The organism is Dehalobacter sp. MCB1 (assembly GCF_003590275.1).
In the GTDB taxonomy this organism is placed as follows: domain Bacteria; phylum Bacillota; class Desulfitobacteriia; order Desulfitobacteriales; family Syntrophobotulaceae; genus Dehalobacter.
Genome location: NZ_LXPC01000003.1, coordinates 16,204 through 37,651 on the forward strand (window position 1 = coordinate 16,204; position 21,448 = coordinate 37,651).

Genomic DNA, 21,448 nt, shown 5'->3' on the forward strand with positions numbered 1-21,448 from the left:
AAACTTAGTTTACCAGGAATTATCTTTTTATAAAGAGTTTGTCAATTATTAGAAGACGAAATTAATATCAAAGATTATATCTTTTATATTGTGTATTGGTTACATAAATTATGAATATATCGTTCATTTTTTTACATAGCAATTTGTCTCTGATAACATTCGGATATAACAACTTAGGACTATTCCTTCCACTATTATATCCGAAGGGCTACCAGAGACATATGCATTTTCCTATTAAATTCTTCTTTGAATCTTACATACTCAATGAGTTAATAACGTTCAGGCCACTCTAACCACCATTTGTACTTCTCAATCTGTTCAGTACCATAGCCAAATATATCGTCAATCTGTTTGAGCAAACTAGAAGCAGTTTCACCGTGACTACCAATAAATGTACCGGCCTGATGGAACCAGGAGTCTTCTTTGGAATTCCATGGGCATACTTTCATGCAGCGTCCGCACATGGATCCTTCTTTATTGGTTACACGGAATTCAACGCATTTCTTAATGTCACTCTGCCAACGCAAAATACCATTCTTTTCAATATAATCCTCGTCTTGGGTAATCGCTCCCGAAGGACAATTATCGGCACATTTTTTGCACACCCTACAGAAATCCTGAGCGCCGAAATCAATTGGCCTATCCGGAAGTAGCGGCAAGTCCGTGGTCACAGCGGCAGCTTTGTTGCGGAATCCAATTGTTGGGTGAGCTATACAGTCACCTGTCCTTGTCATCTCTCCCAGTCCTGCGGATACCATACATGGAGCCAGGATCAAGGCATAATTGGAAAAATGATGCGCTCTGGCATTATAACCAAGATTACGGATATAGTTTGCCAAAATTACCGAAATAACGGCGGATCCATGGTAACCAAGGAATGATTGGGAACCGCTGATGCCGTCATAGCCGGTAGATGCCATCAAGGTCTTCAGGTTCTGATCAACCATGATAACGATGACATATGGCAGGCTCTCTGTAACAGGTTCTGATTTAGACAAGTCATCTTTCATCAAATCTGCAATAGGAGGCGACTTGAACTCATAGTATGCAAAGGCAGGCATTTTACCAATCCCGACTTCATCAGCCCGTAAAAAATATGCGCAATCTTTGATATGTTGGGACATTTGTTCGGGGTCGGGAATCGGCAACTTGGTCGGCGAGGGCTTTCCGTCAACCATTTCTTCAGGAGCAAGATTCATAGCAAAACCGCCGATAGCAGCATTTAAGGGGTGCTTCATAACAAATTGGAAGTGGTAGTACCCTCTTTGAGATTCCGGCGTAAGTTTGCCGCGACAAGCCAGAGCAAATCCCATCTCGGCTTCGTGGGTATTTTTGACCGTACCGACAAGCTTCGATGTGCCTAGCCACTGGTCATTGTGTTCGACAAATCTGACGGAAGCACCGCCATAATCCATAACGGGATGAAGTTTGGACTTTGCGCCGTTCTGAGGCACTGAAGCATTTGTCACTGCATCCGCAGCCTTTGCTGGTAAAGCGTTTACCGCTCCGAGAATCCCCATGCCAATAGCAGAAGCGGCACCAGCTTTCAAAAAGTTGCGTCGGTTCATCTGTAATTTTGGCTGTTGTTGCCTTCCTTCATGATCAGAAAACCTGGACATTTTTTTCACCTCTTTATACTTCTACGCTTGAATTTGTACGTTTTTGTTTACCGAGAAAGCCTAAAAGTCTGGCTAGTACGACGGCGAGAACAACTGATAATCCTAAGAACAAAAAGATTGCAGTACTTGTGGCCTTAACATGTCCTACGATGGAATTAATATAAACAAAAGAGATTCCGGTGGCGGTAATCAGATACCAAATAACGTACAATCCCCAGTTCAGGACAGTTTTCCATTTTTGATCCTTTTTCGCCCGGGGTTTAATAAAGAGGATACCAGCTAAAAACAAAATTCCGGCTAAAAAAACTAAGAAAGTTCCCATTTTTTTCACCTCCTCCATACAATTTGCATTTCTCAGAAGCCTTACACCTACGTTGAATCAACCGACCACAAACAAATACATCTGTTTGTAAATCTGAATTGACCAGATGAACGGTTTGTGAGAAATCTATCGTCAACGAGATCATAACACTAAAAAAAAAAAAAAATTATTAGCGCATGGTAAGTTTTTTGTTAACTCCTGCTAATATTCTTTTCAGTTTAAGGATTCGATAACAAAATGAAATCTGGTTTTGATATTCAAAAAATAAGCCAGGATTTTCTCCTGGCTTTTGACAGTGGTATAAAATTCTATATTTTTTCCTAACGGTATCCGTTTCTTAAATTCCTATTTCTCCATATTCCTCGAGTATCAGCTCCCTGTGAACATAAAGTTTATTCTTACAACTTTTTAGTTTACCTGTAATTTTATACTTACTGATGATTCGAGATATTGTAACCCTTGAGGCCCCGATAATTTCTCCTATCCGCTCGTGGGACAAATTCACCGGCAGTTCAAACCAATCTCCGTGTTCTTTACATTCCCGGGATTGAAGCAAGGATACAAAAAAATAAATAAGCCTTTCTCTTGGAGATGACAAAGAAGAAAAAATATTAGCACCTTCAAAAACACACCGTAATCTCTTGGTTACGTTGGCGACCATTTCAATTCCTAACTCTAAGTCATCGACCATTGCTTGGATCAGATCGGCCCTTGAAACCAAATAGATCTCGCAATCCTCAATCGCTTTAACACTAAAATTAATCGGCAGCTTATCAAATGTTGGTCCTAAGCCGAATACTCTTTTGGGACCAACCAAGCAGGCAATTCTTGACTCTCCGTGGAGATTGTGCAAGTAATAAGCAGCCCAGCCTTTGGATACAAAGTGTGCATTATGCACCATCTCCCCTTCATGCAGAATGGTCGTTCCTTTTTTATATAACATTTTAATTCCTTTACTCATCGCATGATCTATGACGTTCTCGCCAACAGGCGGGTCCACCCATTGTAAGTACACACAAGAATCAACAGTATACATGCCGATTACCTCACATAATGATTTAAGAAAACTATTGTGCTAAATTCACATGCAGCAAAAAATCCATTGCTTTTTTGCGCAGAGACTGGATGTCTTTACAGTTTTCCAGTCTCTCTCCTTCATCTACGCTTTCTCCGTCTGTAAGCCGGATTCCTTCTGCTTGGATTACAGCGTCTAAAATTTTTTCTCCAAGCATTCTTCTTGCGGCTTCCTCCTTACACTCAGCCAACAGCTCATCTGAGGACATCTTTCTTTGCATTAAGTAAACGACGAGTTCCATGTTGAAAACATTTTTCAGTTCCCTGGTATAATCCTGATACAAATCCTCTGCTGCTTGATCTAATATCTCCTGATCAAATTCGTACTTGCAGTTCTCGGCCACTGCCCCCATGACTTTACTCATATTCGCAACGTGTGCTCTAGCCCTTTTTTCCTGAAGGATTTTATTCTTCAGCATTTTCTTGAATCCCTGCAGCGTTTTTACCTTCGGCTCAATCTCTTGAATGCTTTCATCTGTCAATTCCGGCTTTTGAATCATAAATACTTTAATGATTTCGATGGAGAATGTGATCTCACGCCCCCATAAGGCTTGGAATTCAATTAAGACTGGTTGTATTGTCGTATCAAAAACGACGGTATCGCCCATCTTCTGTCCGAGCAGCTTAGCTGAAAACTCCGGTAAAACATTATCGTCACCCACCTTGAATTGTAAGCCGTCTTCTTTCACTTTCGGATAAGGCATACCCATCTCTGTTCCCACAATATTTACAATCACAGAATCGCCTATTTCAATCGGTTCATTCCTTTTCTCGACGCGTATTTCGTCCAAAGATTTCAAAATACCGTCCATCGCTTCCTTCATTTCATCCTCTTTAACTGATACATCAAAACTTTCAAGATTTAATCCTTTATACTGTCCTAGTTCAAATTGCTTCATTTCTTAAACCTCCATGTTAACTACTACTTGATACTGCGTATCTTGCCGATTTTTCAGCGATCTGCACGGATAATCCCAACCGATTGAAGCATTACAATAACATGTGCAGCACCAAGCATGATGATTAAGCCGATAAATAACAAATCCTTTATTTTTAGCTTTTGTTGGTTTTCCATCTTTGGTTCCATATTCTGTTCCATAGTTGGTTCCATATTTGATTCCATACTCTCACCCCATTATTCCGCCAACGATTCAATAAATTGAGTATAAAGCCTACGGGACAAAAGAATTGACAGTAAAACCGGTTAATAAACAGGCTGATGAAAATAAAAACAGGTAACATTAGCCACATGACCCATACAGCTTTAAACAAAAAGAAGGCGCTAAAAGGCTGGTAATCCAAGGTTCCATAGTCGCCAACCCAGGTCCCCAGCATGACTGCAAGCCATAGGATGGTCGGGGCTACCAACTTCAGAATCTTGGTAACCTGCGGCGAAATCCCCAAGGATTTAAACCCTGCAGCTTTGTTCAGAAACTCCTGTACAGCTCCAAAAGGACAAACCCATGTACAGTAAATATTCTTCCCAAAGAGGATAACAAAGCCCAACGATCCGGCCATAATCACATACCATCCCAAATTGGTCAAGCGGGGTATTTGCAGCGTTACGATTGCGAACAGATTATTTGCCGTCACAAACTCTTTGACAAAGAAACCCATAACACCAATAATGATTAAAAGCCACCAAATTCGGAAACGGGACATTTTCTTGATAAAAGTTGCGACGAGCGCGATAAGAAAAACCGCAATCATCGCTAAAGTCTTACTGTTTAATTGGTAAACGTCATAAGGGTTCGTCCATTGCTTATTAAAAAATTGCGACGCGATATACAAAGTCCCTTTGTTAACAGCTTCGGCAACAGCATGCGACGATACCGTAGAGCCGGTTACCCGGTCAACAAAATTTCCTGTTTGTCTTTTATCCAGGAAACCGGAATAACCATAGGCGCCTCCCAGGTAAATGGGCTCCCGAAGAGAAAGACCGTTAAATTGATCAAAAAATTTCTGGCTATAAAGCCTTTCAAAAAAAACCGGTGTCTCTGCCTGCCGGGTGACAATCGCTTTCTCAACCAATCCACGATCGTTAAGAATCGTCATGATTTCAATCCTGGATTGATATCCCACTGCCGAGTCGCAAACCGCATAATATTGTTTCCCTGCGGCATCTATCTTATAAGCCCGCTGGGTTCCTAAGATTTTTTCAATGGAGGTAACTCCCGGGAAGTCCTGCTGGATAAGTGCAGGGTAATCAACTGCTTTTCCGGTAAAACAAGCACCATAAATGATTGCTGCAACCGCCGTAAAGAATAGAACCATTAAATAATAGGACTTAAGATCTTTCTTCTTCCTCTCCACTTTTTTCATCCTTTTCTAATTTTCAACAAACCGTCGATGATAAAGGCGTAAAGCCACTTAAAACCCCGCAAGGCAAGTGGCTATATACGTCTTAACGAGTCATTTTAACCTTTTACCTGATTAAGCCGAGATGGTTTCGGAATTGTCTGCCTTCTTCTTTGACGGACGGTTAACCAACCGATACGTTATTGCAGCCGGTATCAAAGCCGCGCCGCCAAAGAAAAGAAAGCCCATAGCAACGGCCTGGTATTCACTCTCAACAAAGCTGGAATAACCCCAAGCCAAAGCAAAAACGAACAAGAAATTGGCAGCAAAAGCACATAACTGCATAGGAATTGTATTTTCCCCTTTAAACTTTAAGTATTTCCATATACCATATTGAATCAGCAGCATCAACATGCCGATACCCATCCAAATTAAAACACTGTAAATCTTCATGTGGGATATCCCTCCTCTTACTTTGTCGGCTCGGTGTCACTCCAGAAATCATTGACCATGTTCGTGACATAGCCTGACTCAATTCGTTCTTCAGGGTTTACGGGGCCGTTATAGCCAAACCATTCGTCAAATTTGCGTGCCGCGTCCTGAACCAACGGGACTTGGGTAGCAATTCTGGCTATATCATGGTTCCACTGCCCAATTTTATTCCAGGAACAGACCGCAATACAGTTTCCGCAGCTCCCACCGTTATAGGCCCAGAAAGAGTTGCAGCGGTGTGCGTCAACGTGCCATTTTGATGTATAAGGAACTTCAGAAGTACCACAATCCTGGGGCTGCAGAACCCTTGCTTCTTTCTCGTGAGAGATGGCCTGAGAAGGACAAGCATCCGCACACTTCATACACAGGCGGCAAAACTCACGGACTCCGAAACTTCTCGGCTTGTCAGGAATAATGTCTAAATCGGTATAGACTTTGGCGATACGAACCCGAGGCCCGTATTTTTGCGTGACAAGCATTCCATTTCTTCCTGCTTCCCCCAGACCAGCCTGCACAGCGATGGGAACACTCATTCCGGTGTCATTCCCCGATGGAACCGCATAGTACCCAAGCTCTCTTAAAAACGTTGCAAGTTTAAAAGAAACTTCTCCCATATTGGAATAAATTTTGCCGATCCCAGCGCCCTCAATGAATGATGGCGCCGTTCGGTAGGACTCATAATCCATTTCAAAAGCCAATGCAATTACATTTTTGGGTTGGAAACCGGCATATTTCACCCAATCAGCTTCAAAAATACTTTGTCCGAATACTTCCACTTCGCGGTTTTTAAGATATTTGTCAAGGTTATACGGCATATACACCGTTCTGCCGTTTGGCAATTTGAACGGCATGGTTTTTTGTCTGCACCAGTTACCGTAGGTCCAGCGGTCATCATAGGGCGCAATTCCGACGAGATCCGCCCCTAGAAAACGGGCTGCTTTCTTCACAATCTTTGTAGCTTCTTCCGCTGAGTTGAATTTCCATTGCATCCCTTGACTCCGTTTGTCTTCAGCCATGGTATTGTCCCAATTGAACATCCCTTGGAAGACCACAGGCTCCTTTGCCATTTCATTGGTTTCAGGATTAATGGGGTAATGCTGGATTATTCCGGCCGGGCCGCTGCCGAGTGCAGTATGCCCGTTGTACCAAAGCTCTACCGACCAAGCTGCAACACTCAAGGCTACGTCTAATTGGCGCCAGCCGACTTCTTTGTGCCGCAGCGGCAGAATAGTACCATCATATTGGCTAAAAAATAGAACGCCTGTTTCAGAGACTGTTGCCTGCCGGCCTTTAATACCAAGGGTCTCAGCGTTAATTCTCGGCAGATCTTTTCCGGTGTCTTTCTTTCCGGTTGTTGCCGAAACGTCATCGTGAACAAATTGTATCGGCGTCTTGTTTTCTTCCGGATCATACATTTTCATGTAGTAAATCTTGTTCCCTGGCAAACGTTGATACTTTGGATCCACTGTGTAAGGAAATTCCGAAGTCTCCTTAACAGGCGCTACAATGTTTGCCGCTTCTGCAACTAAGGGATTAAATGTTTCCTTTGCCACCGCAGCCGTTGCAACAGCCGCAGCGACAGTACCCATGAGTGAAGCTTTTAAAAAACTTCGTCTGTTAAAATTGTTTCCCATGTAGTATCTCCTCCCTAAATGGTATTATTATTTCAGTTGTATTTTACTTCAGCTAAAATGATTGACTATATCCAGTGATACAATTTTAAAAATATTTCCATTTATATTTTCTTATTAATAATGCCAAACCTTAAAGAAGATTTTTGCTTTATTTTTTACACATACTAAATTTCTCTAAAACATTTCATGTTAAAATATTACGTGAAGAAGCAATGGGAGAAGGTCTCCTCCAGTAATGGAATAAAATTAAGCGACGGGTTAAAAACCCGTCGCTTAGAGCGCATTGTTCTATTACGAAAAAATAATTTTAATGAGCAGGAGGAGCTGTTGGGGCCGGAGCCGGGATACTGGCAGGTATCTTATAAAGTTCCGGCCACTCCAACCACCACTTGTACTTCTCGATATGTTCAGTACCATAGCCGAACATATCGTCAATTGACTTGAGAAGCTTTGAATTGGCTTGCCCTCTGCTTCCAATCCACATCCCAGCTTCATGGAACCAAGAATCTTCCTTGGAGTTCCAGGGACAGACTTTCATGCAACGTCCGCAGGAAGAACCTTCTTCATTGGATACACGGAATTCCGTGCACTTTTTCATGTCGCTGTTCCAACGTAAGTAACCGTTATATTCAATTGGGTCTTTGTCATGCGTGATGGCTTTGGATGGACATTCAGCCGCGCATTTTCCACATACTCTGCAGAAATCCAACATACCAAAATCGATTGGTTTATTGGGAAGCAGTGGCAGATCTGTGGTAACAGCGGCTACTTTAAGGCGGAATCCTAGCCGGGGATGTGCTGCGCAATCTCCCGTTCTGGTTAATTCGCCCAATCCCGCTGCTAATATTAGAGGTGGCATGACGGCCATATAGTTTCCTGCATGGTTGGCTCTAGCATTATAGCCGAGACTTCTGATGTATTTTGCAATAATAACCGCAATATTCGCCGTAGCATGATAACTGCGCATAGATTGAGATGCACTGACTCCGTCATAGCCGGTGGATCCCAACATAGTCTCCAGATGTTGGTCAACCATTACGACGATTACATAGGGATAGCGTTGTGTTACTGGGTAAACACATTCCTCTACCGGTTGGTAAGTCAAATTCTTTGTGGGATTAACTTTATGGGAATAGTAGGCATAAGAAGGCATTTGTCCAATACCAACCTCATCAGCTCTCAGAAAATAGGCAAGGTCTCTAATATGCTGGGACATTTGCTCAGGGTCGGGAATCGGTAATTTTTCAGGCGCCGGTTTGCCGTCTACTGCAGCTTCTGAGGCAACCAAACCGAGAGTCGCACTTATTGCTCCTCCTTGAGGATGTTTAGGAACGAAATTAAAAACTCCTCTATGGGCTCTATCACTAATTAGCCCCCTCCGGGCCAAATTAAACCCCATATCAGCCTCGTTGGTATTTTTTACAGTCCCAACAAGCTTGGATGTCCCTAGCCATTGATCATTATTTTCCGCAAAACGGACGCTAGCTCCGCCATAGTTATGCTCGGGATGGAGTTTTGACCATTGCCCTTTTGCTCCGGCAGAATAATTAACATTACTGGTAGCAGCATTCGCCACTTTAGCAGGAGCCTTGATCGCTCCTATGACGCCCATTGCTGTTGCGGCCATTCCAGCTTTCAGAAAATTGCGGCGGTTCATTCCTAATTTTTGTTTTTGCTCTATTTTTTCTACCATGCTATTACCTCCTTTCTAAGCTTGTACTGCATTGCTTGCTTTTTTTACGCCAATAAAACCTAACAGACGAGCCAAAACAACCGCAAGTACCACAGAAATCCCTAGGAATAAAAATATTGCCGTACTTGTTGCTTTGACGTGGCCAACACTGGCATTAATGTAAACAAAGGAAATACCAGTCCAAGTAATGGCATACCATAGTACAAATAAGCTCCAGTTCAGAACCGTTTTCCACATTAATTCACGCTTGGCACGGGGTTTAATGAAAATAATTCCTCCTAAAAATAACACGCCGGCGATAAAAATCAAAAATGTGCTCATAATTTTTCACCTCCTTCCCAGTTAATGAAGTAGATTTTGTTCATTACAGATACATTATAAAAGCAACAAGCAATTAAAGCTTTAAACCGGTTTAAAACTTTAATTGCCTGTTGTTAAAATAATTAGAAATAACTAATTTTTATTGTTTCCTATTTTTCAATTGTCTTATTCTTTTCTCATGCGCTACTTCTAAAACATGTGTTTCATGTGTCAGCATATAAAGCTTTGGTAAATCACGGATAATTATTTTGCTCTTCTTTTTTTCCAGGATATTCTGCCTTCTTAACCATCCCAATACCTTAGATACTGTTACATAATGCGTCCCCGTAATCTCCGATATATCTTTCATCGATAGGTCAATATTGATTTCTATACAATCATTCACTTCGATGCCACTGGCGAGGCAAAGTTTGTAAAGCAACCTTACAACTCTGACAGTAGGATTAAAATAATTCATTTCTGTTACTTGTCTTAAATAATAATTTATTTTCGATTGATAGTTCTTAAGAACATCAATTACAATATCGTCATCTATACGAAAGATTTGTCTGATTTGCTGCTCGGTAAAAAAACAAACTTGGCTGTCTTCAGTGGCAACAGCATAGATGCGACTGAACTCTGTGAATAAAAGACTCAATATACAATACTTCCCAGCAAAATACATCAACTTTTCCCGTTCATCCTCAATGAACCTATTGATTCTAAGCCTTCCATAAATGACATAACCTAGAGTTAGCATTCTATCTCCCGGAAAAACAACCGTACTTCCTTTCGGATAGGTTTTTACAGACCCTAAATGAGTATACTTAACTAGTTTCTCAACTGGAAAGAATGTATCCGGAACTACTACGTCCAATTTTTTAAGATCTTCTTCCATACTCGTCTTCCTCCCGTCATTTTTTCAACCGCCGGGTAATATGCTGGTTAAATGCCTATCTCCCCTTTCCTCACTTTGTATATAAAAAATGTTTTAAATGTTTACATACATTAAATATTTTACTGAATGTTTTATGGTAGACTGAATACGGCTGTTAAGTCTTTTACTATCTTAAGAATTTAACAATAGCGCATATATTATACAATATTAACTTCTTTTATTGTTTAATTCGCGTTAAATTTTTTATGCCATCCGTAATGCTACCGTTCAAATTGTTTTGACATGGTGGCCCGGTTAGTTATATATCTTCTCTGAGGTAGCAGCCTAAAAAGCATTTCTATTATATAGTTGCAACATTTTTTTGTAACCACATGGTTTACGTTACTTAACAAGTCCATTACTGCACCTATTCTCAATTATGCAGGTGAACAAAAGACAACCGGGATCAAATCCGATTGTCTTTTAATTCTTCCGTATTTTCTTTGTTTTAAAACAGCGCCAGGAAAGTTACATAAACAAAAACCATTTCCTGTCCGATATCCCAATTTATACCTATCGCAGGATCGTTATCTGCGAGTTCCGGATGTTGTTTAACAATATCACTCCAGGATATCAACAATTTTTCTTCTACCATGAAGCGCCTCCTATCAATAAATACCATACTCCTTGACAAACTTGTTTACTGCGATGATATTCTCCGCCTTGCCTGTGATGATTTCCTTATCGGTACAAAATACATATCCGCCGCCTGGTGCCAGAATGTCTACTAATTCTTTGGCCTTGGCGATACATTCTTCTTTCGTACCAAATTGCAGTAAAGTTGCCGGATAAAGTCCCGAAATACACATGGTATCTCCGAGTTTATCCTTGATCTCTTTAGGGTTCCCGTATTCGAACCAACCCATGGATTTCTTGGCAGGCAGCTCTTGTAGGTGATCGTAATAACGAGACCAATCGCCTTCATAAATTGGAACGACATTGATATCCTGGGAAGCAAAAAACTCCATGATCTTTTTAAAGGACGGCCAGTAAAACTTGTTAAAGTCCGATGTTTTCAACATCGTTGGTAAATGCATCGGTATATAAACAACTTTGGGATATTGTTTCGGTGGAACCATGTTAAGCTGGCTCATGCCAAACCTGATGACCAACGGTGTAAACGCCTCTATTGCTGCTAAAAGTTCCCCGGGACAACGTCGGATATCCATGAAGGCGTTTTTAATGCCCCGGAAGAAATCAGCAATCCAATCCATCGAGTGGATAATCGTAGCATCAACAAGTTTGGGCATTCCGTATTGACCGGCCATTGCACCGACAATAGCTCCGGATTGCGCCCCAAACATACCGAATTTCATAGCGCCTTTAGCCAATGCCAGTTCTTTTACCGGTGAAGGTTTGGCCAGTTCGGCGTATTTCCTGGGCAAGATTTTTTCTACCAAAAACTTGAACGGATCTTTGGCAAACTCCGGATATTCATCGGCTGTCATGATTTGGGCATGCTCATCCGAATACTGTGCGACAGTACTGTCACTCAAATAATGAAATGCTTTGCTCCCTAATGCCTGATAAACACCGCCTGGCCTGGGAAAGTAGCGATGAACCATGTCCAGCGGGATTTCAGTGACCACTTTCATCATGGCTTTACGGCCTTTTTCCATATCCCAGTTTGTTTCTGCATCGGTATACCCTGCAAACTCGGCGCACCAGGAACCATACGTGCCAAGCAGAGGTACGCGGTCTGGCTGTTCCAGATTGAAGGCTTTGAATACCCGTTCTAGACGTTCTTGATACAGATTCGCAACTTCACTCATTGATCAACCCACCAACCCATTATTTGAAGAAATTTTAGTACGCACGCCGATAACCAAGAGACAAGCTACACCCATTAAAATACCATCTAAAATCAAAGCTGACCCCCAATTTCCTGAGCTTCCGCGAAGCACACCGGAGACTACCGGAGCCAAAATAGCACCGATCTCAGAAACAAGATTCAATGTGCCGAAAGCTGCGCCACGTAAATTGGCCGGTGCGTTCTCTGAAGCTAGGGCGTGTCCGACCGGACATAAAGCGAAGTAAATCAAACCCGAAAGAAATAGTATAATGGATTGAATAACCATATCTTTTCCACCGGTCGTTACATAGGCTGTGAAGATAAAAATAAATAATGTCATTAGCGCCAACATGACGATAAATGTATTGCGGCGGCCATTGGGTTTATGGGAAACCATATCGGATATTTTGCCGCCCAAAGGAAAACCGATGACTCCGGCAATGGCATTAAATGATATAACAAGAAGCGCCGCAGTGAGCGTTCCGCCACCAAAATCTTTGACAATGGCACCGCCCCAAAAACTATAAAACCAGAGATGCCATAATAAGGGGATGTGTACAAGGTAGATAAGAATAAGGTTTCTATCCTTTAGTACAGGGCCAACCTCGCCGCCTTTAGTAACGACAATATAGCCTAAAAATACAATGGCCAAGAAGGATAAAATGACAGCAATCATTATATCACTTAATCCTACCGTATTTGCCGCAAAATAAATAGCCATAATGACAATCAAGAAAACTATGGAATATTTAGATAAATTGATTATGGCCTTCATGTAATTTTCAGAAACGCTTTTATCTTTCGGCTTTAAAGCAATCCGCATGATTATAGCCACGACAATGGTAACTATCCCCAGAACGATAAACGGCATTTTCCATGCATTTTGACCTAAAACAGACTTACCCGCATTTATCAAATATATTGTTCCAACCAAAGCCGCCGACAGCCCCACAGTAAGCCCGGCCATAACGACACCCATTCCTAAACCAAGCTTCTTAGGGGGAGTCACCTGGGCAACCAAGGAGCGGTCATTTGAATAAAGAACGCCTTCGCCTAACCCGGTTAATACACGTAAAGCAACAAAAACCATCAAGCCGCCAATCAAACCGGTTAAAAGTGTTGTAATTCCCGCCCAGAAGATACTAATAACAATGATTGTGCGATAACCAAATTTGTCTCCGAAGTATCCTCCAGGAAATTGTGTCAGCATGTATCCGGCAAAAAATAAGCTTCCCAGTAATCCGCCAAGGGCATACGGGTTTGCAGCAGCGCTCAAAAAACCCACCTTATTGGCAATCATCCAGCTCACCACCGGACCAGTACATGCGCGATCAGCATATGATACGACCCAGCCAATAAACAACATTGCCCATACCGTATGGTAGCTTTGCCATCCTTTTTCTGTTTGTTCCGTCATAAATAAACTCCTCTCATACTTGATTTATTTGGCTCAAAGATATTTGTCCTCTTGAACCATTTCTATAATTTTTTGTATTTTCTAAAAATTAGTTTATCAGGAAACCATTGATATGTATAATATATATATAGTGATATATGCATATGATTTTTGTATCGAATCAAGAAAGGGGTACTCATGGATATACGTCAATTACGTTACTTTCGGACAATTGTTGAAAAAGGACAGATTACACTGGCAGCAAAGGCTTTGAATATGGCCCAGCCCCCTCTGAGCCAACAACTCAAGCAGCTCGAAGATGAGCTGGGAACGACGTTAATTATCAGAGACTCCAAACGTTGGGAAATGACTGAGGCTGGAATATTGTTGTATCAACGCGCAGTAGAATTGATGAATTTAATGGAAGATACTAAAAAAGAAGTCAAAGAATTCAGAGATGGAATTCGAGGAACGCTACTCATTGGCGCGTCGTCAACTTGCGTTTCCTTACTGCCTGGCCGAATTAAGCTCCTTCAGGATCAATATCCAAAACTTTATTTTAAATTATTGCTGGGCGATTCGCGTTTTCTTGAAGAAATGTTGGAGAAAAGATCAATTGAAGTTGCTTTGCTATTACTTCCCGTTAAATCCAAAGAAATTAAGGCCCTACGTTTGCCCAAAGAGCCGTTTGTGGTTGTAATACCATCAGACTGGAACATGTTTTTTCCTGAGGATACTATAAGCTTACAAGATATTGTTACCTATCCTCTCCTTCTATTGAGAAGAATTGAGGGAAGAGGTTTATATGAGGAAATCCTCGAAAAGTTTAATGCGTACGGCTTAATGCCTGATGTAATATTCGATTGCCCTGATATTTCTACACTGCTGACTTTGGTTACTTTGGGAGTTGGGTTGACCTTAGTCCCCAAATTCAGCATCAACCCTGTTTTTTATGACAAGATAAAAATTCTACATATTAAGGAATCTTTCCTTGAAAAGGAACCTGCAGTGGTATGGGTAAAGGACAGATATTTGTCTAAGGTAACCAAAAAATTTCTTGAGACATTCTCAGAGTAAATTGGAATTTCTCTTTCACTTTACTCCTCAATTATGCAAAGTGAACAAAAGACAACCGGGACCAAACCCGGTTGTCTTACTTACTTTTGCTTAATTTATATTTAGTTCCTTATTCCTTTGTTTTAAAAGAGCGCCAGGAAAGTTACATAGGCAAAGATCATTTCCTGTCCAATATCCCAGCTCATAGCCATCGCAGGATCTTTATCTGCGAGTTCCGGATGCTCTTTAACGATATCACTCCAAGAAATCAACAATTGTTCTTCCATCGTGAAGCACCTCCTATTTATAAACACCATACTCCATGACAAACTTGTTTACGGCGATGATGTTTTCCGCTTTACCTGTAATCAGTTCCTTATCCGTACCAAATACATATCCGCCGCCCGGGGCCAGAATATCCACTAATTCTTTGGCCTTGGCGATACATTCTTCCTTCGTGCCAAATTGCAGCAAGGTCGCAGGATAAAGCCCGGAAATACACATGATATCCTTGAGTTTCTCTTTGATTACTTTCGGATCGCCGTATTCAAACCAACCCATGGATTTCTTGGCAGGCAGCTCTTGTAGGTGATCGTAATAACGAGACCAATCGCCTTCATAAATTGGTACGACATTGATGTTCTGGGAAGCAAAAAACTCCATAATCGTTTTAAACGCCGGCCAGAAGAACTTATCAAAATCAGAAGTTTTCAACATTGTGGGCAAATGAATCGGTAATTCCAGAACCTTCGGATATTGCCTCGGCGGCGTCATAAGAGCCTGACCCATACCAAGCCTGATAATCAACGGCGTAAATGCCTCAATAGCCGCCAAAAAGTCATTGGGACAACGGCGGATATCCATGAAGGCATTTTTAATGCCCCGGAAGAAATCAGCAATCCAATCCATCGGGTGTAAAATAACACCGTCAAATAGCATAGGCATTCCGTATTGCGTGGCAAGCGCGCCTACAATACCCCCAGATTGTGCCCCAAACATGCCGAATTTCATAGCGCCTTTGGCAAATGCTAAGTCTTTTATCGGTGAAGGTTTGGCCAGTTCGGCATATTTCCGCGGCAAGATCTTTTCTACTAAAAACCTGAACGGATCTTTGGCAAACTCCGGATATTCATCAGCTGTCATGATTTGGGCATGCTCATCCGAATACTGAGCGACAGTACTGTCACTCAGATAATGAAATGCCTTGCTCCCCAACGCCTGATAAACGCCGCCAGGCCTGCCAAAGTAGTTATGAACCATGTCCAGCGGGATTTCGCTGGCTACTTTCATCATGGCTTTGCCGCCTTTTTCTATATCCCAGTTGGTTTCTGCATCCGTATACCCTGCAAACTCGGCGCACCAAGACCCATAAGTACCCAGTACCGGTACACGGTCCGGCTGCTCCAGATTAAAGGCTTTGAATACTCGGTCTAAACGTTCTTGATACAGATTCGCAACTTCACTCATTGCTCAACCCACCCATCTCTGGCATATTTTGACACCTTCAGCTGCGTTTGTGGAGAAACCATCGGCTCCTATGCTTTTACAAACAACCTCATTAACCGGTACGCCACCGATAATCACCTTGACTGAATTTCTAAGGCCTGCTTCAGCAAGACCGTGAACTGTTTCTTTCATGCTGTCCAGCGCCAAAGTCAGTACGCCGCTTAATCCGACAATATCCGGGTTTACCTCTTTTACCTTGTCCACGATCTGGTTAACCGGAACATTGATCCCCAGGTCGATCACTTCGAAACCCGCGGCTTCTACCATGGACCTGAAAATATTTTTACCGATATCATGAAGGTCTCCGAAGACAGTAGCCAGGACGACTTTTCCGCCTTTTGCTGAGGACCCTGTGCCTAAAGCTGGTTTGAGCTTGTCCATGACGTTTTGCAGCACTTCCCCGGCGAAGACTAAATCCCCAATAAAGTACTCGCCTGAATCATAGCGCTCGCCTACGAGCGTCATACCTTGCTGACAGGCTTTAACAATTTCTTGGACTTCTGCGGCATTGTCATCTTTGCTTAGTACTTCATCAATCGCCTTGTTTAACACGTCTTCGTCCAAATCGGACATCGCTTGAATCAGGACTTTCGAATCTACCACTTCAAACCATCCTCCTTAAGTTTTTTACAGCTATTTTTTTAGTCTATGATAATAAAATTTGCTGTCTATACAAGTTAATATATCATAGGTAAAATTTAAAAAATCTTAGCGCTTACTAAGGGGGTAATTTATATATTTTAAATTTTCAAAATTATTATCAGTAAAAAAACAAATGAAAATTAGGGGCGCGTGATCTGTTCAAAAATATAACCTAAAAGGCCGGATAAAAAAGCCAGGATATTCTCCTGGCTTTAAGCCTTTGCTTCATATGATATTCTTGTTCCTATTTCCCGGGTGGTAATATATTTTCTTCGTTTTAAAAAAGCGCCAGGAAAGTGACATAGGCAAAAATCATTTCCTGCCCGATATCCCAATTCATGCCCATTGCTGGATCTTTATCTGCGAGCTCCGGATGCTCCTTAACGATATCACTCCAAGAAATCAATAACTTTTCTTCCATCGCGAGGTACCTCCTATTTATAAATACCATACTCCATGACAAACTTGTTTACGGCGATAACATTTTCTGCTTTCGCATCCTGAGGCGCAATAAGTTCTTTATCAGTACCAAAAATGTATCCTCCGCCAGGCGCCAGATCATCCAATAATTCTTTCGCTTTGGCAATACACTCTTCCTTGGTGCCATACTGCAGTAAAGTCGCCGGGAAAACTCCGATAAGACACATGGTATCTTTGAGTTTATCCTTAAGCTCTTTGGGATCGCCATGTTCGAACCAGCCCATTGTTTTCTTGGCAGGCAGTTCTTGAAGATGATTATAATAACGTGACCAATCCCCTTCGTAGAACGGTATGACATAGACATTATGGGCAACGAAGAATTCCATAATCATTTTAAATGACGGCCAGTAATACTTGTCAAAATCCGCTGTTTTGAGCATCGTAGGTAAATGCAGCGGCATAAGAAGAACTTTGGGATTTGGACTCGGCGGTCCCATGTGTACCTGACCCATACCGAGTCTGATGACCAACGGTGTAAACGCTTGGATGGCTTCAGCGAGCTCAACCGGACGACGGCGGATATCCATAAATGTGTTTTTAATGCCCCGGAAGAAATCGGCAATCCAATCCATCGGGTGTAAAATAATACCGTCAAATAACACAGGCATTCCTTGTGCGGCAAGCGAACCCTTAATGGCTCCCTTCTGGGCGCCAAACATTCCGAACTTCATGGCGCCTTTGGCAAATGCCAAATCCTTCATCGGGGAGTCTTTGGCCAGTTCGGCATATTTTCGCGGCAAAACCTTTTCTACCAAAAACCTGAATGGATTTTTAGTAAATTCGGAATATTCATCATCTTTCATTATTTTCGCACCCTCATCGGAATACTGAACGATATTGCTGTCACTTAAATAATGGAATGAACTGCTCCCCAACGCCTGATACACGCCGCCAGGTCTGGAAAAGGGCTGATGAAGCATATCCAACGGAATATCATTCGCCACTTTCATCATTGCTTTCCCGCATTTATCTGTGTCCCAATTGGTTTCAGAATCGGTATATCCTGCATAATAGGCACTCCAGGTACCATAAGTGCCTAACACCGGAACGCGGTCTGCTTGTTCCAGCCTCAAGGTTTTATAAACCCGGTCCAGACGCTCTTGATATAGATTCACAACTTCACTCATTGATCAACCCACCCATCTCTGGCATATTTTTACGCCTTCAGCAGCGTTAGTCGAGAAACCATCGGCTCCTATGCTTTTACAAACAACCTCATTAACCGGTACTCCGCCGATAATTACCTTGACTGAATTTCTAAGGCCTGCTTCAGCAAGACCGTCAACTGTTTCTTTCATGCTGTCCAGCGCCAAGGTCAGTACACCGCTTAATCCGACAATATCAGGGTTAACCTCTTTTACCTTGTCCACGATCTGGCTAACCGGAACATTAATCCCCAGGTCAATCACCTCGAAACCTGCGGCCTCAACCATGGATCTAAAAATATTTTTACCTATGTCATGAAGATCTCCGAAAACGGTAGCCAGGACAATTTTTCCGCCTTTTGCTGAGGACCCTGCACTTAAAGCCGGTTTGAGCTTGTCCATTACGCTTTGTAACACTTCCCCGGCAAAGACCAGGTCCCCGATAAAATATTCGCCCGAATCATAACGCTCACCTACGAGCGTCATACCTTGCTGACAGGCTTTAACAACTTCTTGAACTTCTGCTGCATTGTTTTCTTTGCTTAGTACTTCATCAATCGCCTTGTTTAACACGTCTTCGTCCAAATCGGACATCGCTTGAGTCAGGACTTTCAAATCCACCACTTTCAATCATCCTCCTTGAATTTTTTTGTTTAGTTCTGCAATGCTGAAATAATTTTCTTATTTCATTTACTCGTCTATACAAGTAAAGATATCATTTGCTAAAAACACATGAATTAGTTGACGATAATTTGTCCATAAAAAAACAAACGGGATCAAACCCCGATTTTGTATTTTAGCTTAGAACAGTATCCCAATTCCATTCTATTGATTCAAATATGCTGTCTATTTTGAAATGATAGAAATAATCTAAGGTGTTATAATTGTAAATCCCGTTTTGACCTGTTTAATATTCTAAGGTAATGATTGGCTTCTCTTAATACATGATCTGCTAAGAGTGGAATGATTATTGATTTTATCTTACATGTTAGTAGCCCTTCTGTACCTGCTGCTTTAAAATCCCTTAATGCTCGGGTTGCCGTAATAGTTTCCCGTGTCAGACGTCCTATGTCTGTCTTTTTTTGGGCTGCTGGTACTCTTTGCTCAAGTGAATGAAATTCCCTATCAAAGCCCTCTGCTTTGACTATTAGGCTAGATTCAGTTGGATCTAATAAGTGACGAATAAACTGTGCATGCTCCGCCATTTGCCTATTCCAAAATTTTTCTTCTTCAATAGCCTCCTGAACAAAATCAATTGCCATGTGCCGTTGCAACCGTTCTAAATGATTTATGTAAAATAAGGCTTCTCTTCGGATATGGATTATTAATAAAGGAAAATTAAAAGTGAACAATTTACATTGAAGCATTCCGTTAAGTATGTTGGTTTTAAACTGGACCAATGCATTGGTCAAACTAATGGCTTTCTGATTTAAGACAGTGACTTGTGCCTCCAGTTGTGCTGGATTTATTCCGGTATTAGGGGTTAGTCCGAATTCTTCATTCGTAATAACTGATTCAATAGCAATACCGGATAGTTCCTCAGTAATTTGTTCTGCTCGTAGCGTTTTATCTGTTATTGATTCCCCTGAGCTTAATGTTTCTTCACTGATAACCCCGTTTGCCAAAAAAACAGCTTCCCTTAATAATTCAGCAAATTGGGTCTTAAACATATCCGCTTGCCGCGCGAATGCTGCATCCTTCGCCACAAAACCAGCTTCGAGAAATATGGAGTGCTCTTTCATAATTCGTCCAAAAAAGAGGTGTAATTCCAGGGATTCCCGGACAAAATCTCCTGGCAGTAATATTGCGTTCAATTAAATCCCTCCTAAATTAACTCTTATGCTAAAACGTATTTTTCAAATAACTCATTTATTCCATTATCTCTAGAAATCTCCTCATGTCTTTTTTCTAACGGATCTGTCTAGTTTGCTGTTGTCAATCCTTCCAAGAAATTAGGATATCCGATAATAATCAACATACCAATCCGCAAACCGTTGCAGCCCTTCCTCGATAGTTGTACTCGGCTTAAACTCAAAATCCCTCTCTAGGGGTGTACTGTCGCTATACGTGGCCTTTACATCTCCAGGTTGCATTGGAAGGAGCTCTTTCTTCGCAACAATCTCTCGACTGACCGCTTTACTCAACGCCTTCTCTAAAGCAGCGATATAATCCATCAATTGTTCCGGCCGATTATTACCAATATTGTAAACTGCGTATTGTAACCCATCGAGGATGCTGTCTTTATCTACTCTCTTAGCTGGCGGATTACAAAGTATCCTCATCATTGATTCTATAATATCATCGATATAGGTGAAGTCTCGATAACAATTCCCGTAGTTAAATACCTTAATGGCCTCGCCATTAAATATCTTCTGAGTAAAAGCATAATAGGCCATGTCCGGTCTTCCCATCGGGCCGTATACAGTAAAGAACCGCAAGCCGGTAGAAGGTATGCTATACAATTGGCTATAGCTATGCGCCATTAATTCATTGGATTTCTTCGATGCAGCATAGAGAGAAACAGGATTGTCTACTTTATCCTCTGTTGAAAACGGCACTTTCATATTAGCGCCATAGACTGAACTTGACGATGCATAGACTAAGTGTTGGACAGGATTGTGACGACAGGCTTCCAAAATATTATAGAAACCAATAATATTACTCTGAATATATGCATCCGGGTTCTTAATAGAATATCGTACTCCCGCCTGTGCTGCTAAATTCACCACAATCTCGGGCTTATACTCTTCAAAGACCTCCTTAAGGGTTTCTCCATCTGAGATATCCTCTTTTATAAAAGTGTACTGTTCTTGTTCTTCTAATAGCTTAAGTCGGCTCTCCTTTAAATTCACATCATAGTAGTCGTTCATATTATCAATGCCAACGACTCTGCATCCTTGTTCCAAAAGCTTCTTAGATAAGAAAAAACCAATGAATCCGGCGCTGCCGGTAATTAAATAAAGTTTACTCGGGTCTAATTCCTTATATCCTTCTATCATGGTCATCAACTTCTCCTTTTATAATAGATAGATAGCTTTCCTAACTAATATCCTCACTTAATA

General features: G+C 41.6%; 22 protein-coding genes. 1 reads left to right on the forward strand and 21 read right to left on the reverse strand.

The features are described 5' to 3' along the window. Positions 1 to 269: 269 nt before the first annotated feature. The 13 genes from A7K50_RS01470 to A7K50_RS01525 form a co-directional block, all read right to left on the reverse strand. The gene (locus A7K50_RS01470) at positions 270 to 1,619 is read right to left on the reverse strand and encodes a reductive dehalogenase (RefSeq protein ID WP_119774489.1); all 1,350 of its coding nucleotides are present in this window, start codon (positions 1,617 to 1,619) and stop codon (positions 270 to 272) included. Between the two features lie 13 nt (positions 1,620 to 1,632). Further along, complete coding sequence (locus A7K50_RS01475; protein WP_119774490.1) at positions 1,633 to 1,941, reverse strand: dehalogenase; 309 nt, start codon at positions 1,939 to 1,941, stop codon at positions 1,633 to 1,635. 337 nt (positions 1,942 to 2,278) lie between these two features. Next, positions 2,279 to 2,977 carry a Crp/Fnr family transcriptional regulator gene (locus A7K50_RS01480; RefSeq protein ID WP_119774491.1) on the reverse strand — a complete coding sequence of 233 codons (699 nt, stop codon included), beginning with the start codon at positions 2,975 to 2,977 and terminating at the stop codon, positions 2,279 to 2,281. A gap of 31 nt (positions 2,978 to 3,008) precedes the next feature. Next, on the reverse strand, positions 3,009 to 3,914 hold the full coding sequence (locus A7K50_RS01485) for a trigger factor (RefSeq protein ID WP_119774492.1): 906 nt from the start codon (positions 3,912 to 3,914) through the stop codon (positions 3,009 to 3,011). Positions 3,915 to 4,068: 154 nt separating this feature from the next. Beyond that, positions 4,069 to 5,328: a 4Fe-4S binding protein gene (locus A7K50_RS01490; protein WP_119774493.1), complete on the reverse strand. Its 1,260-nt coding sequence runs from the start codon at positions 5,326 to 5,328 to the stop codon at positions 4,069 to 4,071. Between the two features lie 120 nt (positions 5,329 to 5,448). Further along, entirely contained in the window at positions 5,449 to 5,766 is a 318-nt protein-coding gene (locus tag A7K50_RS01495; RefSeq protein WP_119774494.1) for a tetrachloroethene dehalogenase, read from the reverse strand. Between the two features lie 17 nt (positions 5,767 to 5,783). Then, entirely contained in the window at positions 5,784 to 7,439 is a 1,656-nt protein-coding gene (locus A7K50_RS01500; RefSeq protein ID WP_119774495.1) for a reductive dehalogenase, read from the reverse strand. A gap of 307 nt (positions 7,440 to 7,746) precedes the next feature. Further along, positions 7,747 to 9,132 carry a reductive dehalogenase gene (locus A7K50_RS01505; protein ID WP_119774496.1) on the reverse strand — a complete coding sequence of 462 codons (1,386 nt, stop codon included), beginning with the start codon at positions 9,130 to 9,132 and terminating at the stop codon, positions 7,747 to 7,749. Positions 9,133 to 9,147: 15 nt separating this feature from the next. Beyond that, positions 9,148 to 9,453, reverse strand: a complete 306-nt coding sequence (locus A7K50_RS01510) for a hypothetical protein (RefSeq protein WP_020492685.1) — start codon at positions 9,451 to 9,453, stop codon at positions 9,148 to 9,150. Positions 9,454 to 9,592: 139 nt separating this feature from the next. Further along, a complete protein-coding gene (locus tag A7K50_RS01515; RefSeq protein WP_119774498.1) occupies positions 9,593 to 10,330 on the reverse strand; it encodes a Crp/Fnr family transcriptional regulator in 738 nt (245 codons plus the stop codon). A 487-nt stretch (positions 10,331 to 10,817) separates the two neighbouring features. After that, a complete protein-coding gene (locus A7K50_RS14120) occupies positions 10,818 to 10,964 on the reverse strand; it encodes a hypothetical protein (RefSeq protein ID WP_020492683.1) in 147 nt (48 codons plus the stop codon). A 13-nt stretch (positions 10,965 to 10,977) separates the two neighbouring features. Continuing rightward, positions 10,978 to 12,141, reverse strand: coding sequence for a uroporphyrinogen decarboxylase family protein (locus A7K50_RS01520; protein WP_020492682.1), 1,164 nt, complete (start codon positions 12,139 to 12,141; stop codon positions 10,978 to 10,980). 3 nt (positions 12,142 to 12,144) lie between these two features. Beyond that, entirely contained in the window at positions 12,145 to 13,578 is a 1,434-nt protein-coding gene (locus A7K50_RS01525; RefSeq protein ID WP_020492681.1) for an MFS transporter, read from the reverse strand. Between the two features lie 177 nt (positions 13,579 to 13,755). Between A7K50_RS01525 and A7K50_RS01530 the strand changes: the two genes are divergently transcribed. Beyond that, the gene (locus A7K50_RS01530; protein WP_020492680.1) at positions 13,756 to 14,634 is read left to right on the forward strand and encodes a LysR family transcriptional regulator; all 879 of its coding nucleotides are present in this window, start codon (positions 13,756 to 13,758) and stop codon (positions 14,632 to 14,634) included. Between the two features lie 122 nt (positions 14,635 to 14,756). On the opposite strand, the gene A7K50_RS14125 is transcribed toward A7K50_RS01530, so the two are convergent. From A7K50_RS14125 to A7K50_RS01560, 8 genes are all read right to left on the reverse strand, one after another. After that, positions 14,757 to 14,900 (reverse strand): hypothetical protein, encoded by a 144-nt coding sequence (locus tag A7K50_RS14125; RefSeq protein ID WP_020492679.1) that lies wholly within the window; start codon positions 14,898 to 14,900, stop codon positions 14,757 to 14,759. Between the two features lie 13 nt (positions 14,901 to 14,913). Further along, complete coding sequence (locus A7K50_RS01535; protein WP_020492678.1) at positions 14,914 to 16,080, reverse strand: uroporphyrinogen decarboxylase family protein; 1,167 nt, start codon at positions 16,078 to 16,080, stop codon at positions 14,914 to 14,916. Between the two features lie 3 nt (positions 16,081 to 16,083). Beyond that, a complete protein-coding gene (locus A7K50_RS01540) occupies positions 16,084 to 16,722 on the reverse strand; it encodes a cobalamin-dependent protein (protein ID WP_020492677.1) in 639 nt (212 codons plus the stop codon). Positions 16,723 to 17,038: 316 nt separating this feature from the next. Further along, positions 17,039 to 17,182, reverse strand: a complete 144-nt coding sequence (locus A7K50_RS14130) for a hypothetical protein (RefSeq protein WP_020492676.1) — start codon at positions 17,180 to 17,182, stop codon at positions 17,039 to 17,041. Positions 17,183 to 17,195: 13 nt separating this feature from the next. After that, complete coding sequence (locus tag A7K50_RS01545) at positions 17,196 to 18,368, reverse strand: uroporphyrinogen decarboxylase family protein (protein WP_020492675.1); 1,173 nt, start codon at positions 18,366 to 18,368, stop codon at positions 17,196 to 17,198. A 3-nt stretch (positions 18,369 to 18,371) separates the two neighbouring features. Next, a complete protein-coding gene (locus A7K50_RS01550) occupies positions 18,372 to 19,010 on the reverse strand; it encodes a cobalamin-dependent protein (protein WP_020492674.1) in 639 nt (212 codons plus the stop codon). Positions 19,011 to 19,264: 254 nt separating this feature from the next. Next, complete coding sequence (locus A7K50_RS01555; RefSeq protein ID WP_034382454.1) at positions 19,265 to 20,200, reverse strand: DUF2935 domain-containing protein; 936 nt, start codon at positions 20,198 to 20,200, stop codon at positions 19,265 to 19,267. 138 nt (positions 20,201 to 20,338) lie between these two features. Beyond that, positions 20,339 to 21,385, reverse strand: a complete 1,047-nt coding sequence (locus A7K50_RS01560; RefSeq protein ID WP_026156557.1) for an SDR family NAD(P)-dependent oxidoreductase — start codon at positions 21,383 to 21,385, stop codon at positions 20,339 to 20,341. Positions 21,386 to 21,448 lie beyond the last annotated feature (63 nt).

What these genes read in the sequence shown, in the direction of transcription:
- A7K50_RS01470 (WP_119774489.1), bottom strand. Translation starts at nt 1,619, where the DNA reads ATGTCCAGGTTTTCTGATCATGAAGGAAGGCAACAACAGCCAAAATTA.
- A7K50_RS01475 (WP_119774490.1), bottom strand. Translation starts at nt 1,941, where the DNA reads ATGGGAACTTTCTTAGTTTTTTTAGCCGGAATTTTGTTTTTAGCTGGT.
- A7K50_RS01480 (WP_119774491.1), bottom strand. Translation starts at nt 2,977, where the DNA reads ATGTATACTGTTGATTCTTGTGTGTACTTACAATGGGTGGACCCGCCT.
- A7K50_RS01485 (WP_119774492.1), bottom strand. Translation starts at nt 3,914, where the DNA reads ATGAAGCAATTTGAACTAGGACAGTATAAAGGATTAAATCTTGAAAGT.
- A7K50_RS01495 (WP_119774494.1), bottom strand. Translation starts at nt 5,766, where the DNA reads ATGAAGATTTACAGTGTTTTAATTTGGATGGGTATCGGCATGTTGATG.
- A7K50_RS01500 (WP_119774495.1), bottom strand. Translation starts at nt 7,439, where the DNA reads ATGGGAAACAATTTTAACAGACGAAGTTTTTTAAAAGCTTCACTCATG.
- A7K50_RS01505 (WP_119774496.1), bottom strand. Translation starts at nt 9,132, where the DNA reads ATGGTAGAAAAAATAGAGCAAAAACAAAAATTAGGAATGAACCGCCGC.
- A7K50_RS01510 (WP_020492685.1), bottom strand. Translation starts at nt 9,453, where the DNA reads ATGAGCACATTTTTGATTTTTATCGCCGGCGTGTTATTTTTAGGAGGA.
- A7K50_RS01515 (WP_119774498.1), bottom strand. Translation starts at nt 10,330, where the DNA reads ATGGAAGAAGATCTTAAAAAATTGGACGTAGTAGTTCCGGATACATTC.
- A7K50_RS14120 (WP_020492683.1), bottom strand. Translation starts at nt 10,964, where the DNA reads ATGGTAGAAGAAAAATTGTTGATATCCTGGAGTGATATTGTTAAACAA.
- A7K50_RS01520 (WP_020492682.1), bottom strand. Translation starts at nt 12,141, where the DNA reads ATGAGTGAAGTTGCGAATCTGTATCAAGAACGTCTAGAACGGGTATTC.
- A7K50_RS01525 (WP_020492681.1), bottom strand. Translation starts at nt 13,578, where the DNA reads ATGACGGAACAAACAGAAAAAGGATGGCAAAGCTACCATACGGTATGG.
- A7K50_RS01530 (WP_020492680.1), top strand. Translation starts at nt 13,756, where the DNA reads ATGGATATACGTCAATTACGTTACTTTCGGACAATTGTTGAAAAAGGA.
- A7K50_RS14125 (WP_020492679.1), bottom strand. Translation starts at nt 14,900, where the DNA reads ATGGAAGAACAATTGTTGATTTCTTGGAGTGATATCGTTAAAGAGCAT.
- A7K50_RS01535 (WP_020492678.1), bottom strand. Translation starts at nt 16,080, where the DNA reads ATGAGTGAAGTTGCGAATCTGTATCAAGAACGTTTAGACCGAGTATTC.
- A7K50_RS14130 (WP_020492676.1), bottom strand. Translation starts at nt 17,182, where the DNA reads ATGGAAGAAAAGTTATTGATTTCTTGGAGTGATATCGTTAAGGAGCAT.
- A7K50_RS01545 (WP_020492675.1), bottom strand. Translation starts at nt 18,368, where the DNA reads ATGAGTGAAGTTGTGAATCTATATCAAGAGCGTCTGGACCGGGTTTAT.
- A7K50_RS01560 (WP_026156557.1), bottom strand. Translation starts at nt 21,385, where the DNA reads ATGATAGAAGGATATAAGGAATTAGACCCGAGTAAACTTTATTTAATT.